This is a genomic window from Enterococcus sp. DIV1375a, from assembly GCF_051712205.1.
In the GTDB taxonomy this organism is placed as follows: domain Bacteria; phylum Bacillota; class Bacilli; order Lactobacillales; family Enterococcaceae; genus Enterococcus; species Enterococcus faecalis.
The window spans coordinates 1,058,993-1,075,325 of sequence record NZ_JBIOOM010000001.1; the positions used below are offsets into that span (position 1 = coordinate 1,058,993).

16 protein-coding genes and 1 tRNA gene are annotated in these 16,333 nt (G+C 37.8%); 14 read left to right on the plus strand and 3 right to left on the minus strand.

The genetic code is table 11. The annotated features are described in order from the left end of the window. Positions 1–138 precede the first annotated feature (138 nt). The 11 genes from hemW (at position 139) to IGJ63_RS05300 (ending at position 11,867) form a co-directional block, all read left to right on the plus strand. Positions 139–1,287: a radical SAM family heme chaperone HemW gene (gene hemW, locus IGJ63_RS05250; RefSeq protein ID WP_002360468.1), complete on the plus strand. Its 1,149-nt coding sequence runs from the start codon at positions 139–141 to the stop codon at positions 1,285–1,287. A 225-nt stretch (positions 1,288–1,512) separates the two neighbouring features. Next, positions 1,513–2,556 (plus strand): heat-inducible transcriptional repressor HrcA, encoded by a 1,044-nt coding sequence (gene hrcA / locus IGJ63_RS05255; protein WP_002357828.1) that lies wholly within the window; start codon positions 1,513–1,515, stop codon positions 2,554–2,556. A 54-nt stretch (positions 2,557–2,610) separates the two neighbouring features. Continuing rightward, positions 2,611–3,150 (plus strand): nucleotide exchange factor GrpE, encoded by a 540-nt coding sequence (gene grpE, locus IGJ63_RS05260; protein WP_002357827.1) that lies wholly within the window; start codon positions 2,611–2,613, stop codon positions 3,148–3,150. Between the two features lie 59 nt (positions 3,151–3,209). After that, positions 3,210–5,039, plus strand: coding sequence for a molecular chaperone DnaK (gene dnaK / locus IGJ63_RS05265; protein WP_002357825.1), 1,830 nt, complete (start codon positions 3,210–3,212; stop codon positions 5,037–5,039). 114 nt (positions 5,040–5,153) lie between these two features. Next, on the plus strand, positions 5,154–5,276 hold the full coding sequence (locus tag IGJ63_RS05270) for a hypothetical protein (protein ID WP_002357824.1): 123 nt from the start codon (positions 5,154–5,156) through the stop codon (positions 5,274–5,276). 54 nt (positions 5,277–5,330) lie between these two features. After that, complete coding sequence (dnaJ, locus tag IGJ63_RS05275) at positions 5,331–6,500, plus strand: molecular chaperone DnaJ (protein WP_002357822.1); 1,170 nt, start codon at positions 5,331–5,333, stop codon at positions 6,498–6,500. 238 nt (positions 6,501–6,738) lie between these two features. Continuing rightward, complete coding sequence (locus IGJ63_RS05280; RefSeq protein WP_101732041.1) at positions 6,739–7,473, plus strand: metallophosphoesterase family protein; 735 nt, start codon at positions 6,739–6,741, stop codon at positions 7,471–7,473. A gap of 97 nt (positions 7,474–7,570) precedes the next feature. Then, on the plus strand, positions 7,571–9,763 hold the full coding sequence (locus IGJ63_RS05285) for a Tex family protein (protein WP_002366578.1): 2,193 nt from the start codon (positions 7,571–7,573) through the stop codon (positions 9,761–9,763). A gap of 26 nt (positions 9,764–9,789) precedes the next feature. Next, entirely contained in the window at positions 9,790–10,251 is a 462-nt protein-coding gene (locus IGJ63_RS05290) for a SprT family protein (protein ID WP_002365561.1), read from the plus strand. A 68-nt stretch (positions 10,252–10,319) separates the two neighbouring features. Continuing rightward, a tRNA-Leu gene (locus IGJ63_RS05295) sits at positions 10,320–10,403 on the plus strand. Positions 10,404–10,649: 246 nt separating this feature from the next. Then, the gene (locus IGJ63_RS05300) at positions 10,650–11,867 is read left to right on the plus strand and encodes a pyridoxal phosphate-dependent aminotransferase (protein ID WP_002357817.1); all 1,218 of its coding nucleotides are present in this window, start codon (positions 10,650–10,652) and stop codon (positions 11,865–11,867) included. 65 nt (positions 11,868–11,932) lie between these two features. On the opposite strand, the gene IGJ63_RS05305 is transcribed toward IGJ63_RS05300, so the two are convergent. Next, complete coding sequence (locus IGJ63_RS05305; RefSeq protein ID WP_002357816.1) at positions 11,933–12,109, minus strand: hypothetical protein; 177 nt, start codon at positions 12,107–12,109, stop codon at positions 11,933–11,935. A 178-nt stretch (positions 12,110–12,287) separates the two neighbouring features. On the opposite strand from IGJ63_RS05305, the gene IGJ63_RS05310 reads away from it, so the two are divergent. Then, entirely contained in the window at positions 12,288–13,115 is an 828-nt protein-coding gene (locus tag IGJ63_RS05310; RefSeq protein ID WP_002381942.1) for a helix-turn-helix domain-containing protein, read from the plus strand. A 100-nt stretch (positions 13,116–13,215) separates the two neighbouring features. Continuing rightward, positions 13,216–14,364 (plus strand): N-acetylglucosamine-6-phosphate deacetylase, encoded by a 1,149-nt coding sequence (gene nagA, locus IGJ63_RS05315; protein ID WP_002357814.1) that lies wholly within the window; start codon positions 13,216–13,218, stop codon positions 14,362–14,364. 42 nt (positions 14,365–14,406) lie between these two features. Here nagA and IGJ63_RS05320 read toward each other — a convergent pair whose 3' ends face one another. Both IGJ63_RS05320 and IGJ63_RS05325 read right to left on the minus strand, forming a co-directional pair. Next, positions 14,407–14,793 carry a hypothetical protein gene (locus IGJ63_RS05320; RefSeq protein WP_002360464.1) on the minus strand — a complete coding sequence of 129 codons (387 nt, stop codon included), beginning with the start codon at positions 14,791–14,793 and terminating at the stop codon, positions 14,407–14,409. A gap of 13 nt (positions 14,794–14,806) precedes the next feature. After that, positions 14,807–15,466, minus strand: a complete 660-nt coding sequence (locus IGJ63_RS05325) for a DNA/RNA non-specific endonuclease (protein WP_438746053.1) — start codon at positions 15,464–15,466, stop codon at positions 14,807–14,809. 160 nt (positions 15,467–15,626) lie between these two features. Between IGJ63_RS05325 and IGJ63_RS05330 the strand changes: the two genes are divergently transcribed. After that, positions 15,627–16,328 (plus strand): ABC transporter ATP-binding protein, encoded by a 702-nt coding sequence (locus tag IGJ63_RS05330; protein ID WP_002363831.1) that lies wholly within the window; start codon positions 15,627–15,629, stop codon positions 16,326–16,328. Positions 16,329–16,333 lie beyond the last annotated feature (5 nt).

Here is a 16,333-nt window from a genome sequence, read left to right on the forward strand (position 1 = left end):
CGAATTTTTTTATGGATTTATTTGTCATTTACAGTTAGTATGGCTAGTAGAGACTTTCCAAAAAGAACGAGCTTTTTGGTAATAAGGAGATAAAACGAGCTAATGACCAAAACAAACCAACTTTCAACTTCAACGCCGATGTTCGATCGGTCGGCCTATATTCATATTCCATTTTGTGAGCATATTTGTTATTATTGCGATTTTAACAAGGTCTTTTTAGAAGGACAACCAGTTGATGAATATATTCAGAGTTTATTAAAAGAAATTCAACTTACGCAAGCATTGTATCCAGAACAAGAAATGAAAACCATCTATATTGGCGGAGGCACGCCAACTTCATTATCAGCGAAACAGTTAGATGTGCTACTAAAAGGGGTTCGCGAACAGCTAACGTTTGATGACCGAAATGAATTTACGGTGGAAGCAAACCCTGGTGATTTAACCCAAGAAAAATTACAAGTCATGAAAAACTATGGCGTCAATCGTCTTTCGATGGGCGTTCAGACATTTGATGATCGCTTGCTCAAAAAAATCGGTCGCAAGCACACCGCCGCAGATGTTTATGAAACAATGAAATTTTTAGAGAAAGAAAATTTTACCAATGTCAGTATTGACTTAATCTATGCTTTACCTGGACAAACATTGGAAAGTTTTCGCGATACTTTGACAAGAGCCTTAGCATTGGACTTGCCGCACTATTCGCTTTATTCATTAATTCTTGAAAATAAAACAATGTTCATGAACTGGGTTCGTCAAGGACGGTTACAGCTGCCTGAAGAAGAAATCGAAGCACAAATGTTTGACGAAACGATTGAAGCAATGGAGAAAAAAGGACGTCACCAATATGAAGTCAGTAATTTTGCTTTAACAGGAAAAGAAAGCCAGCATAATCTGGCTTATTGGAATAATGACCACTACTATGGATTTGGCGCAGGTGCCAGCGGCTATCTTGGGCAAACTCGTTACAAAAATCACGGTCCAATCCAACATTATTTGAAACCCTTGCGAGAAAATCAATTGCCAATTGTGGAGACTGAAGAATTAACTCGTCTAAATCAAATAGAAGAAGAGCTATTTTTAGGCTTACGTAAAAAAGTAGGCATTTCTAAACAAAAATTCCAACAAAAATTTCAGGAACCAATTGAAGCAATTTATGGAGAGGTCATTCAACGCTTAATCAAAGAAGAATTATTAATTGAAGAAGCAGATATCTTACGTTTAACGAAAAAAGGGCTATTTGTGGGGAATAATGTTTTTGAAGCATTTTTGTTAAGTGAAAAAGAGTAAAAAAATAAAAAAATCATCGAAGTGTGACAAAGCATTTCGATGATTTTTTTATTACAAAAGTTGGTATTGATGGTTTTTGAAGGTGGTTTGCAGCGATTAGCACTCTTGCGTTAAGAGTGCTAAAAAGTTGCGTATTTCCCTTGACAAAAAGGTAAGGACTTGTTATATTAGTATATGTAGTTAGCACTTAGATGTTAAGAGTGCTAATGAAGGGTGGTAATAACGATGATTACAGAAAGACAACAAAATATCTTGAGACTTATCATCCAAAATTACACGAACACGGGCTTACCTGTCGGTTCTAAGAAATTGATGGAGGATGGCATTGCCTCTAGTTCTGCCACAATTCGTAATGATATGAAAGCATTAGAAGAATACGGCTTATTAGCTAAGACTCATTCTTCTTCAGGGCGAATCCCCTCAATGGCTGGTTATCGTTACTACGTGGATCATCTTTTACAACCAACACAAGTAGAAGAGAACGAACTTAGAAGGATTCGTCAATCTTTTGGAAAAGAATTTCATGAGATTAATGATATTATTCGACAATCAGCTGAAATTCTATCAGAATTGACAAGTTATACTGCTTTTTCATTAGGACCTGAAGTGAAAGAACGAAAATTAACCGGCTTTCGAATGGTTCCTTTGAATGATCGGCAAGTCCTTGCTATTATAGTGACAGATAAAGGCAATGTTGAAAACCAAGTATTTGCCATTCCTGCCGCTGTTTCTAGCCAAGATCTTGAAAAAATGACACAAATCATCAATGATAAGTTGGTTGGACAACCTTTGTTGACCGTTTATCATCGTTTACGGACGGAGATTCCGATGATTTTACATCGCTATTTCCAAACGCCAGAAGGAATGATGAACTTATTCGATGAGATGTTAGGACATGCCTTTGAAGAAAAAGTCTTTGTCGGTGGTCGCATGAATTTGTTAGATTTTGGCATCAAACAAGATATTGAACAATTGAAATCTGTCTATTCCTTTATGCAAAATTCTGATGAGCTGACGCATTTATTAAATGGTTCTGCAACAACAGAAAATCCAATTGTTTTTCGTATCGGCTCAGAAATTGGCAACAATCTCTTAGAAGATATGAGCATGATCACTGCTACGTATGAAGTATCAGGACATGGCAAAGGAACAATTGCCCTGCTAGGACCAACCAGTATGCCGTATTCAAAAATATTCGGTTTGGTAGACACGTTTCGACATGAGCTAGCTTCACAACTAGGTGACTATTACCGTTTTTTAGGTAATTAAGCAAACCTTGTTAGGATAAGAAGTAGATGCATAAAGAGAAAGGAAGTTGCTGAAGTGAGTAAAAAAGAAGAGAAGCAAGAAGAATTACAAGAAGAAATGGAAGCTGTTGATGCTGCTGGCGTTTCTGAAGTAGAAGTTGAAGCAACAGAGATTGAAAATCTTAAAGCAGAGCTTTCCGAAATGGAAGACAAGTTCTTGCGGGCAAGAGCCGAAATTGCTAATATGAGCAATCGAAATAAAAACGAACGAGAATTATTAGTTCGTTACCGCTCACAAGATTTAGGTAAAAAGATTTTACCATCCATTGATAATTTAGAACGAGCAATGGCTATTGAAGTATCAGATGAACAAGGCGAAAGCTTGAAAAAAGGTATTTCGATGGTGCTAGAAAGTATTACTGTGGCTTTAAAAGAAGAAGGAATTGAAGAAATCCCAGCAATGGGTGAAACCTTTGACCCAAATTTACATCAAGCCGTTCAAACAGTCCCTGCTTCTGAAGAAACCCCAGCAGATACCATTGTTGAAGTTCTACAAAAAGGGTACAAATTACAAGATCGTGTGTTACGACCATCAATGGTCATTGTTGCACAATAACAAACGTTAATTAAAAATATATTATTATAGAAAACTAATACAGATTGGAGATATTCACTATGAGTAAAATTATTGGTATTGACTTAGGAACAACAAACTCAGCTGTCGCAGTGCTAGAAGGCGGCGAAGCGAAAATTATTGCAAACCCAGAAGGTAACCGCACAACTCCTTCGGTCGTTTCATTCAAAAACGGTGAAATTCAAGTGGGCGAAGTAGCAAAACGTCAAGCTGTTACAAATCCTAATACGATTTCATCTATTAAACGTCACATGGGTGAAGCTGGCTACAAAGTTGATGTTGAAGGAAAATCATATACACCACAAGAAGTTTCTGCAATGATCTTACAATATTTAAAAGGTTTTGCTGAAGACTATTTAGGTGAAAAAGTTGAAAAAGCAGTTATTACAGTTCCTGCATATTTCAACGATGCGCAACGTCAAGCAACAAAAGATGCTGGTAAAATTGCTGGTTTAGAAGTAGAACGGATCGTTAACGAACCAACAGCAGCAGCTTTAGCTTATGGCTTAGATAAAACAGACAAAGATGAAAAAATTCTTGTCTTTGACCTTGGTGGTGGTACATTCGACGTGTCAATCCTTGAATTAGGCGATGGCGTTTTCGATGTATTATCAACAGCCGGTGATAACAACCTAGGTGGGGATGACTTTGATAATAAAATCATTGACTACATGGTTGCAGAATTTAAAAAAGAAAATGGCATTGACTTAGCTAACGATAAAATGGCATTACAACGTTTGAAAGATGCTGCTGAAAAAGCGAAAAAAGACTTATCAGGTGTAACAAGCACACAAATCAGCTTGCCATTTATTACTGCTGGCGAAGCAGGACCATTGCACTTAGAAATGAACTTAACTCGTGCAAAATTTGATGAATTAACAAGTGATTTAGTTGAACGTACAAAAGTACCAGTACGTCAAGCCTTGAAAGATGCTGGATTAAATCCTTCTGAAATCGACGAAGTTATCCTAGTTGGTGGTTCAACACGTATTCCAGCTGTAGTTGAAGCTGTTCGCAAAGAAACAAACAAAGAACCAAACAAATCAGTTAACCCTGACGAAGTAGTAGCAATGGGTGCTGCAATCCAAGGTGGCGTAATCACTGGTGATGTTAAAGACGTTGTCTTATTAGACGTAACACCGTTGTCATTAGGGATTGAAACAATGGGTGGCGTATTTACAAAATTAATTGATCGTAACACTACGATTCCAACAAGTAAATCACAAGTATTCTCAACTGCTGCTGACAATCAACCAGCTGTTGATATTCACGTTTTACAAGGTGAACGTCCAATGGCCGCTGATAATAAAACATTAGGTCGTTTCCAATTAACAGATATTCCTGCGGCTCCTCGTGGTGTGCCACAAATTGAAGTAAGCTTTGACATTGATAAAAACGGGATTGTAAATGTTCGTGCGAAAGACTTAGGCACTCAAAAAGAACAAACAATCACGATTAAATCTTCTTCAGGTTTATCTGATGATGAAATCGAACGTATGGTGAAAGATGCTGAAGCAAACGCTGAAGCAGATAAACAACGTAAAGAAGAAGTTGACTTACGTAACGATGCAGATGCTTTATTATTCACTGTTGATAAAACATTGAAAGAATTAGAAGGCAAAGTAGACGCTGAAGAAGTGAAAAAAGCAGAAGATGCGCGTGATGAATTAAAAGCAGCGATCGAAGCAAACGATATCGAACAAATGAAAGCAAAACGTGATTCATTGAATGAAATCGTCCAAAACTTAACAGTAAAACTTTACGAACAAGCTGCGCAACAACAAGCACAAGAAAATCCTGAAGCTGCCCAAGGTGGCGCTGATGATGTTGTTGATGCTGATTTTGAAGAAGTAAATGGTGATGACAAATAATCAATAACAATTGATTTTAGGGACTGGATCATTAGTACAATGACTAATGTCCCAGTCCCTTGTCTTTTGTGAGAAAATCAACCACAATCAAGTTAGCAAGAAACTATTTAGGTTTTGAAAGAACTGTGGTATGATTACAACGATGTTAAACAAGCTGAAAATACCTATTCACAGCTAGTAACACTGATTCAAGGTGTGACAGATAATCCAACCAGAGAGACCGAAAGCAATCGATGAATTTGGCTGGTTCTAAACACATTGTAAAGTTTGAAGAAAGTTGGAGGGAAGTCAATGGCGACGAAACGAGATTATTATGAAGTGCTAGGATTAGCAAAAGGTGCTTCAGATGATGAAATTAAAAAAGCATACCGCAAACTTTCCAAAAAGTACCATCCAGATATTAACAAAGAAGCCGATGCGGAAGAAAAATTTAAAGAAGTTTCTGAAGCGTATGAAGTATTAAGTGATCCACAGAAAAAAGCGGCCTATGACCAATATGGCCATGCAGGAACTGATCCTAATTACGGTGGCGGCGCTGGTGGCTTTGGCGGTTTCGGTGGCGGCGGATTTAGCAGTAGTGGTTTTGGTGGATTCGAAGATATTTTCGATTCATTCTTTGGTGGCGGCGGTGGCCGTTCTGTTGATCCAAATGCACCAAGACAAGGCGCCGATTTACAATATACAATTCAATTGAAATTTGAAGAAGCTATTTTCGGTGTCGAAAAAGAGATTAAGTACAATCGAGAAGATACTTGTGCAACCTGTGGCGGTAATGGCGCCAAACCAGGCACACACCCAGAAACTTGTCATAAATGTCATGGCTCTGGAACAATCAATGTTGAACGTCAAACGCCATTAGGTCGTATGATGAGTCGTCAAACTTGTGATGTGTGTCATGGCACAGGGAAAGAAATTAAAGAACCATGTCCAACTTGTCATGGCACAGGTCATGAGAAAAAAGCACATACTGTCAAAGTAAATGTGCCTGCTGGAGTAGAAGACGGTCAACAAATGCGCTTAGCTAACCAAGGAGAAGCGGGTACCAATGGTGGACCATATGGTGATTTATATGTAGTCTTTCGTGTTGAAGATAGTGATATTTTCGATCGAGATGGCGCAGAAATCTACTACGATTTACCAGTAAGTTTTGTCCAAGCGGCTCTAGGGGACGAAGTAACTGTACCAACTGTTCATGGTGACGTGAAATTAAAAATTCCGGCTGGAACACAAACTGGCACAAACTTCCGCTTAAGAGGCAAAGGTGCGCCACGTTTACGTGGTGGGGGCAATGGTGATCAACACGTGAAAGTGAAATTAATAACGCCAAAAAATCTTAATGAAGAACAAAAGGATGCCCTACGAGCTTTTGCAAAAGCTGGCGGACAAAATGTAACTGAACAACAAGAAGAAGGCTTCTTTGATAAAATGAAAGATGCGTTTGGCGGTAAGAAGAAAAAATAAAACAAACGAGTCAGAGACAAAAGCAGTTAGCTCCAAGTGTTCATCACTCTCGAAGGCTAAATTGCAACGAGTAATTGTAGGTGCTGCTTTTGTTCAACTGATTATTTTAAGATTTAGAGAGTGGGACATAAGTCGTTTTGACTTATGTCCTATTTTCTTTTTTTATTTCCAAACATTTTACGAGAATATTTTAAAATTTAGCGTATACTTAATATAAGCAAGTTAGGAGGGCTTATTTATGAAACCATATGTTTATGTAATCAGTGATATTCATGGACAAGCAGATTTGTTTGATGCCTTACTCACAGACTATGACCCAGTCGAGCATCAGCTAGTTTTAATTGGTGATTTAAACGACCGTGGTCCGGATTCTAAAGCCTGTTTTCTCAAAGGAAAAGAACTTGTCGAGCAACACGGCGCTGTTTATTTACGAGGCAATCATGAAGAATATTTTTTGCAGTTTCTTCAAAATCCAGAGGACTGGTTTGCAGGATATGTTCGCAATGGTGGCAAGGAAACAATTGAAAGTCTCTTGCATCCAGGAGCTACTGCAGAATACTCACCAACAGAAATGGCCTTAATGATCCGTAGTCGCTATCCAGAGTTAATTGATTTTTTAACAAAACGACCACTTTATTTTGAATGGGAGCATTACTTATTTGTGCATGCTGGGGTTGATTTAACGATGGAAGATTGGCGGCAAACAGCACCTAAGGATTTTTTGTGGATTCGCGAACCCTTTCATCAAGGGAAAAATAATACAGGCAAGACCATTGTTTTTGGTCATACCATTACTCCGATGTTACATGGTGATATGCAGACCACGGACCTTTGGCAAAGTGATGGAAAAATTGGGATAGATGGTGGTGCTATTTTTGGCGGCTCTGTACATGGTGTAATTTTTAATGAAACAGGCATTGTCCAAGATATCGAATATCAAAAACGCACCCCTGTGTGGCAACCAGAATTTTGATTCCTTAATCGCACGAATCAGTTACCTCACTTCTATATTTAGAAGCAAAAATATGCTAAAATAGATAAGTATGCATAAGAAAAGAGGTATCTAGTTAATGGCAGAAGCTTATAACGAAGAAGTAGTAGCGCTACTTCAAAAAGAATTGACAACGTATCGTTCAAAACAAATAACAACGGTTTTAACTTTATTAAATGAAGGAAATACAGTTCCTTTTATTGCCCGTTACCGGAAAGAAATGACTGGAAGTTTAGATGAAGTCCAAATCCGTGAAATAGAAGAACGTTATCATTATTTACAAAACTTGAAAAAGCGGAAAGAAGAAGTTCTCCGTTTAATTGAAGAGCAAGGAAAACTAACAAAAGAACTCAAAACAGATATTCAAAAAGCAGTAAAAATGCAACAAGTGGAAGATTTATATCGACCATATAAACAAAAACGTCGGACTAAAGCGACTATCGCGAAAGAAAAAGGGTTGGAACCATTAGCAGATTGGTTGCTCTCTTTACCTGAAAACGCGGATATCTTAGCTAAAGCGGCTACTTTTATTAATGAAGAAAAAGAAGTTGCAACCGCCGAGATAGCCTTGCAAGGTGCTCATGAAATTTTAGCAGAACGTATTAGCGATGAACCAAAATACCGAACATGGTTACGTGATTATATGGTTAAACATGCGCAATACGTTAGCGTAGTTAAGGACGAAGAAAAAGACGAAAAGCGGACCTATGAAATGTATTACGATTTTGCAGAACCAGTTAGCAAAATGGTGCCGCACCGTGTCTTAGCAACGAATCGTGGTGAAAAAGAAGACATTTTAAAGGTTTCCCTTGTCGCTGATGAAACAAAAATTAATGATTATTTCCAACGTCAACTAATCGGCAAACAAGCAACAAGTTTAGCTGCTCCATACATTGAGGCTGCTTATTTAGATAGCTATAAACGATTTATTGGGCCAGCGATTGAACGGGAGATCCGCAATGAATTAACAGAAAAAGCTGATGAACAAGCGATTGCAATTTTCGGTGAAAATTTACGTAATTTATTATTACAGTCACCACTTAAAGGAAAAGTTGTTCTAGGATTTGACCCGGCTTATCGGACAGGCTGTAAATTAGCAGTTGTCGATGAAACTGGTAAAGTTTTAGCAATTCAAGTGATTTATCCACATAAACCAGCGACTGCTGCGAAACGTGAAGCCGCTGGTCCAGCCTTTAAAAAGATCATTGAAGACTATCAAGTGGACATGGTAGCTATTGGAAACGGAACGGCAAGTCGTGAATCTGAATTGTTTGTGGCAGAGCAATTAAAAGCGGTGAAGCGTGACGTCTTTTACGTGATTGTTAATGAAGCAGGGGCTTCCGTTTACTCTGCGAGTGAAGTGGCTCGTAAAGAGTTTCCTGATTTACAAGTCGAAGAACGAAGTGCGGTCAGCATTGCACGTCGTTTGCAAGATCCGTTGGCAGAATTAGTAAAAATTGATCCCAAAGCAGTCGGGGTCGGTCAATATCAGCATGACGTATCGCAAAAACGTCTTGCCGAGCAATTGGATTTTGTTGTAGAAACTGCGGTAAACCAAGTTGGTGTTGATGTGAATACAGCGAGTGCTCAACTTTTACAACATATTTCTGGCTTAAATAAAACAACGGCGCAAAACTTAGTCACTTATCGTGATGAAAATGGTGTCTTTACAGCACGAAATCAAGTCAAAAAAGTACCTCGTTTAGGACCAAAAGCATTTGAACAAGCAATTGGCTTTTTACGAATTCCTAATGGCAAAAATGTGTTAGATAACACTGGCATTCACCCAGAAAGTTATCCAGTAGCACAAGCAATTTTAGAAAAAGCAGAGATTGCTTCTAAAGAATTAGGGACAGCAGAAGCTATCGAAAAATTGAAACAGTTACCAGTGAATCAATTAGCTACTGAGTTAGAAGTAGGTTCAGAAACACTCACAGATATTATTGCTAGTTTAATCCAACCAGGTCGTGATATGCGCGATGAGATGTCAGCGCCACTTTTACGTAAAGACGTGTTGACGATGGAAGATTTGAAACCAGGAATGGAAATGCAAGGGACTGTTCGAAACGTAATTGACTTTGGCGCGTTTGTCGATATTGGTGTGAAGCAAGATGGCTTAGTCCACATTTCTAAGTTAAGTACTAAATTTGTTAAGCACCCAACGGATGTTGTTGCGGTGGGTGATGTAGTCACAGTTTGGGTAGAAGATGTTGACTTGAAAAAGGGGCGTATTAGTTTAACTATGTTGCCTCGGGCTGATAGAAAAGAGTAGTAATGAAAGAGTCTCAACCAGTCTTGATGACAGATCAAGCGCTTCAAACGCTAGTGGAAAAAATTTCAATCGTATTTTTTCAGAAACCTTTTCTGCATCAAGCTACATTTAATCGGCGGTTAAAAACTACGGGCGGTCGCTATCATTTAGCTTCGCATCACCTGGATTTTAATCCAACTGTCTTTTTAAAGTATGGACAAGAGGAATTGGAAAAAGTCATTAAGCATGAGTTATGTCACTATCATTTACATTTAGCTGGCAAAGGCTATCAGCATAAAGATAAGGACTTTAAAGAGTTATTGGCTAAGACTGGCGGTGCCCGTTATGCACCGCCTCTAGTAGAACGGAAAAAAGCAGTTTTCCATCAGTACCAATGTCAGTCTTGTGGAGAAGTCATCCTCAGAAAACGACGAATTGATACGACACGATATGTCTGCGGAAAATGTCATGGGCGTTTGTCCTGGCAAGCGAAAAAAGAACAAATCTAACGATTCTGGTCTTTGTTATCTTGACAAAGACCAGTAATTATTTTAGGATAAATAAGTGCTCTTAAAATGCAGATGTGTTGGAATTGGCAGACAAGCATGATTGAGGGTCATGTGGACAGATGTCCGTGTGGGTTCGAGTCCCATCATCTGCATCAGCTAGTATAACAAGAGGTCGGGACAGAAGTGTTTAACTCCGAGAAATAATAAGGAGTTGCTTCTGTTCCCGCCGTTTATCAGTTTTTGAGCGTGGGACAAAAATCCAAAGTGATTTTTGTCCCACGCTCTTGTTTATTACGGAAAAACCATCAATTTTTTATTAAATTCTGATATTTATTATTGCTTTTTCATTATAGTTGGCGTAACTTTAGAGTATAAATTTGTGAAGCGAGGGAGTCCGTGTGAGAAATTTTAAAAAATCTGATAAATTAAATAACGTAAGTTACGATGTCCGTGGTCCTGTTTTAGAAGAAGCAGAACGCATGCAAGAAGAGGGCATACGTATTTTGAAATTAAATACAGGGAATCCAGCGCCATTTGGTTTTGATGCCCCAAATGAAATTGTGCGCGACATGATTGTAAATGTTCGCGATTCAGAAGGTTATTCCGATTCAAAAGGTATTTTTTCTGCAAGAAAAGCGATTGAACAATATTGCCAATTAAAAAAATTTCCTAATGTAACGATTAATGATATTTACACTGGTAATGGCGTGAGTGAACTAATTACCATGTGTATGCAAGGCTTGTTAAATAACGGCGATGAAGTACTTGTGCCAATGCCAGACTATCCTTTATGGACTGCATCTGTTTCTTTGGCGGGCGGTACGCCCGTTCATTATATTTGTGATGAGCAAGCAGAATGGTATCCAGACATTGATGATATAAAATCAAAAATAACTTCGAATACAAAAGCAATCGTTATTATAAATCCAAATAATCCGACTGGTGCTTTATATCCGAAAGAGTTATTACTAGAAATTGTCGAAGTGGCACGTCAAAATGATTTAATTATTTACTCCGATGAAATTTATGATCGTTTGGTCATGGACGGTTTGGTTCATGTACCGATTGCTACATTAGCACCTGATTTATTTGTCGTAACATTGAATGGTTTGTCAAAATCACATCGAGTGGCAGGCTTCCGATGCGGTTGGATGGTGTTAAGTGGAGATAAATCACGAGTAAAAGGGTATATCGAAGGGCTAAATATGCTTGCTTCCATGCGGTTATGCTCGAATGTGTTGTCACAACAAATCATTCAAACCGCATTAGGCGGCTATCAAAGTGTCGATGATTTACTTTTACCAGGTGGCAGAATTTACGAACAACGAGAATTTATTTACAATGCGATAAATGATATTCCTGGTTTATCAGCCGTGAAGCCTAAAGCAGCTTTCTATATTTTCCCGAAAATTGATACGGCCAAATTTGACATTTATGATGATGAAAAATTTGTTTTAGATTTCTTACACAAACATCATATTTTATTAGTCCATGGTGGTGGGTTCAACTGGCAACAACCCGATCACTTCCGTATTGTTTATTTACCGAAGATGGAAGACTTAAAAACTACAGCAGATAAAATGCGTGAATTTTTAAGTACCTACAAACAAAAATAAAAGAACTACCAAAAAATAGCCTCTAACGAAGCTATTTTTTGGTAGTTCTTGTTTTATCAACAATACTATTCTGCGGTTTCACATGCTTTTTTACTAATAATCATTCGGTTGGTATATTTTTCTTCCATATCAGGACTAGGATTTGCTACTACGATGAGATAAGAATTTTCATACTCCTTCTCCACAAAGCCTGAATAATTTGTTTTTTCCCAAATGAAGTGAACCTTTTTCTCTTCGGCCATACAATAACACTTCCTTTTTAATAAAAATGAACCTATTTATTTTCTAAGAAAACCTTAGATAATGTTCTTGCAGTATATTATGCAATAAAGTACAATAAAAGCATAATGCAAATTCGCATATTTTGACAAAATCCCCATTTTGCAAGGAAAATGGCCGATATAAATAGGAGCTATTGTGATGAATTCTTTAGGTGCAGTTATTAAAGAAATTAGAAAAAATAGAAAATTGACACAGAAAATGTTATCAGAAGACATCTGTTCGCAAAGTGTTTTAAGTCGCATTGAAAACAATGAAGAGTTGCCAAACGTTCTCGTAATGCAACAACTTTGTGATCGTTTAGGTGTGACTGTTGACCAGATTATGCGTTATAAATCTGGTGATGTGCACGTTGTTACGTATTCATTTGAAAAAATGGCTGAATATTTTCGCCATAAAAAATATCAATTATTATTAAATTATTTAAAGGAAAATCGTATTGAAGAACAATTGTATTTAGATACGGACTGGCAAAAATATTATTATTATTTAGGTAGTTGTGAATTGTTTGTTCTAAATGATTACGAAAAAGCTATTGCTAGTTTGCGTAAAGGATTATCTTTCACCTATAAAGCCGATAAATTAAATGTTTCTGATTTAGAGATTCAATTAATTAGTTGTCTAGGTGCCACTTATGGTTACATGGGCAATCGAGTAGAAGCAGAGCGATTTTTAAGTTTGAGTATTCATTATTTTAATCAATTGCCTAATGAACGCAGTAATGCAGAGTTAACGAAAATATTTTTTAATTATGCTGATTTCTTATTTAAAAATTATACAGAAAAAGATGCCGAAATTTATGTGGATCAAGGAATTACTTGGGCCCGCAAAAAAAATAGTTATTATTATTTAAGTGAATTATTAAATCTAAAATATTTAGTTTTAATGAGAAAGAATAAACACGAAGAAGCAGAACGTTATTTAAACTTAGCACAACAAATGAAAAATGTGGAAAGTGGCAATCTTTAAAAAATCCTCAGAATTGCTTAAAAGGTCTACACCATTTCTTGACTTTTGTACTGATTAAGAGTACTTTTGAAGTAAGTAAAATAAAGAAAGAAGGATGAAGATGAAAACATTTATCTTTGCAGACAAGTTCTTTTTAAAAAGCGATGTTAAAGGACCTGGTTATTTAGAAATCACGGATGGTATCTTTGGTAATTATACAAAAGATGAACCGCAAGGGGACGTAAAAATTATTCGTGAGGAAGGCAAATGGATTGCCCCAGGTTTAGTCGATACTCATATTCATGGTTACATGAATCATGACGTAATGGATAACGATGCAGAAGGCATTAAAGTGATGTCTGAAGGCTTGTTATCTTGTGGTGTAACTTCATTTTTACCAACAACATTAACTTCAAGTAAAGAACGTTTAACAGACGTTGCACGTACGATTGGTCAAGTCTACCAAGAAGTACCTGGTGCAAAAATTCAAGGGATTTACTTTGAAGGACCTTTCTTTACTGAAGAACATAAAGGCGCACAAAATCCAAGTTATTTTGGAGATCCAGACCTTGATACATTCCACGAATGGCAAGAAGCTTCAGGCGGAATTATTAAGAAAATTGCGTTGGCTCCAGAACGTAATGGTGTGAAAGAATTTGTTGAAACCGTTACAGATGAAGGTGTCGTTGTTGCTTTAGGCCATAGTAATGCGACCTTAGAAGAAGCTGATGTGGCAGTTGAAGCAGGCGCTAGCGTTTTTGTTCATGCATATAATGGGATGCGCGGCTTAAATCACCGTGAACCAGGGATGGTTGGTGCATTGTTAACGTTACAACACGTTTTCTCTGAATTAATTTGTGATGGACACCATGTACATCCGCAAGCGGCTGAAGTATTGATGGAAAAAGCGGGCCATGATCACGTTGCGTTAATTACAGACTGCATGATGGCTGGCGGTATGCCAGATGGCAACTACAATTTAGGTGAATTTCCTGTTGTGGTAGCAGAAGGAACGGCTCGTTTGGATACTGGGAACTTAGCAGGTAGTATTTTAAAACTAAAAGAAGCAATTAAAAATGTAGTTGATTGGGGTATTGCAACACCTGCACAAGCAATTATGATGGCTTCATTAGTTCCTGCGATTAGCTGTAAAATTGATGATCAATGTGGCATGATTGCAAATGGTCGCGATGCTGACTTTATCGTATTAGAACCAACCATGGAATTAGCAGCCACTTATTTAGATGGCGTTGAACGTTATCGAGCATAAGACACAAGAAAAAGCTTGCGGAAATTTATCCGCAAGCTTTTTTTATAATTCTTTTGGTAAAATCGCAGAAGTGATTTCTTTGTTCTCGTAGGCAATAAAAAAATCGATTAATTGCTTGTCAAATTGCTCAATATCCTCTTTGTAAAGGGAACTAGGAATCACAAAGGTTTGCTCTAGGGTGCCTGCTAGATAATCGCCATCTAAACTTTGGGCGACAACTAAAAATTCTTGTTTGCGCCAATGTTCCACATCTGTTTCAGAAATGGTTTCTGGAGAGGCTAAAAATTTACAATTTTCGACAAACTGTTCATCAATTTCTTCACTGAAAGTTAATTCAGCATCCTCTTCTTGAGGTTGAGAGAGGATTGCTTGCAAAAATGTTTGTGGTTTTGCATCGGGTAATGTTTCTTTTAGCTGTTCAAAATCCAATGAAAGTTCCTCCTTATTGTTTGTTTAAAATAGTTACTGAAAAATCAATGGGTGAATTTGTTTTAAGGCTTTTGGCTTCTAAGATGATTTTTTCAGCCAACAAATCGTTTCCGTTATATACAGGTGTCACGCGATAGCGAACGGTTTCGCCGCGATCAAGAGCTGCCCGAATCTGATTTTCATATTTCGTCATATAAGGAGTGTTGACAGGATTCTGATACAAGGTGGTTAAGTTACGTGGATCATCACCACTGCCTCCCATTTGACGGCCGATTAGGTGGCCACGCGAGTGATTAGCTTTTCCTGAAATGAAACCAGCTGGTCGAATATCTTTATTAGCGGAAGTTCCTGTATTGACCATTGCGGGTTTTAATAGCGCATCAGCGCCTGTCGCTCGTTTTAGACGATCTAGAGAATGATAAGTAATCCAGCCGTTTGAGTTATCCTTTAATTCCTCTGCTGAAAATGTGGCTTTACCATTTTCGATGGGTCCGGGATTATCTCCTTTTGGTGCTGGTGTGCTTGAGGGGGTGGTTGTTTGTGGTTGAACATTAAATAAATCTTGTAAAGCATCAGGAACTTTAACGCCAACCGCGCCTAAAATTAAAATGATTAATGCGCCAGTCAGCATGATGGTTGAATTAAATGGTGGTTTCTTCTTTCTGTTTGCCATAACGTGCTCCTCTAATTTTATACTTGCAATAGTCCAAATTTAAGTGGACCATCTTTTCTATTATACGTAAATTTGCTAAAAAATCAAAAAAGGCTTTTCTTTGAAAGACTTGTTTTCTCAGATATGTTACTATTTTAATGTAGAAGGGAAGGGATAGTGGATGGCCTATATTGAAGTCAAAAATGAATACAAGCGTTACCAAATGGGAGAGACAACTATTACTGCGAATGACGGCATTTCTTTTGAAGTGGAAAAAGGAGAAGTAGCGGTTATTTTAGGCCCCAGCGGTGCTGGAAAATCAACTGTTTTAAATATTCTTGGTGGAATGGACAGCTGTGATGAAGGGGAAATTATTATTGATGGCACAGATATCGCTCAGTTTTCAGAGAAACAATTAACCACTTATCGACGAAATGATGTCGGGTTTGTTTTCCAATTTTACAATTTAGTCCCAAATTTAACGGCAAAAGAAAATGTCGAATTGGCTTCGCAAATCGTTGCGGATGCGTTGGATTCGACCAATGTTTTACAATCGGTGGGTTTAGGGGAACGTTTAGATAATTTTCCAGCGCAACTTTCTGGTGGTGAACAACAACGAGTAACCATCGCCCGTGCGATTGCTAAAAAGCCCAAGTTACTTTTATGTGATGAACCGACAGGAGCGCTGGATTATGAAACAGGGAAACAAATTTTAACCATTTTGCAAAATACTGCTCGTGAAACTGGAACGACCGTCTTAATTATTACCCACAATTCAGCCATTGCAGAAATGGCCGATCGGGTAATTCGAATTAATGATGCGAAAGTTCGCGAAATGACTGTGAATGATCAGCCTAAATTGGTTGCTGAAATTGAATGGTAGGTGCC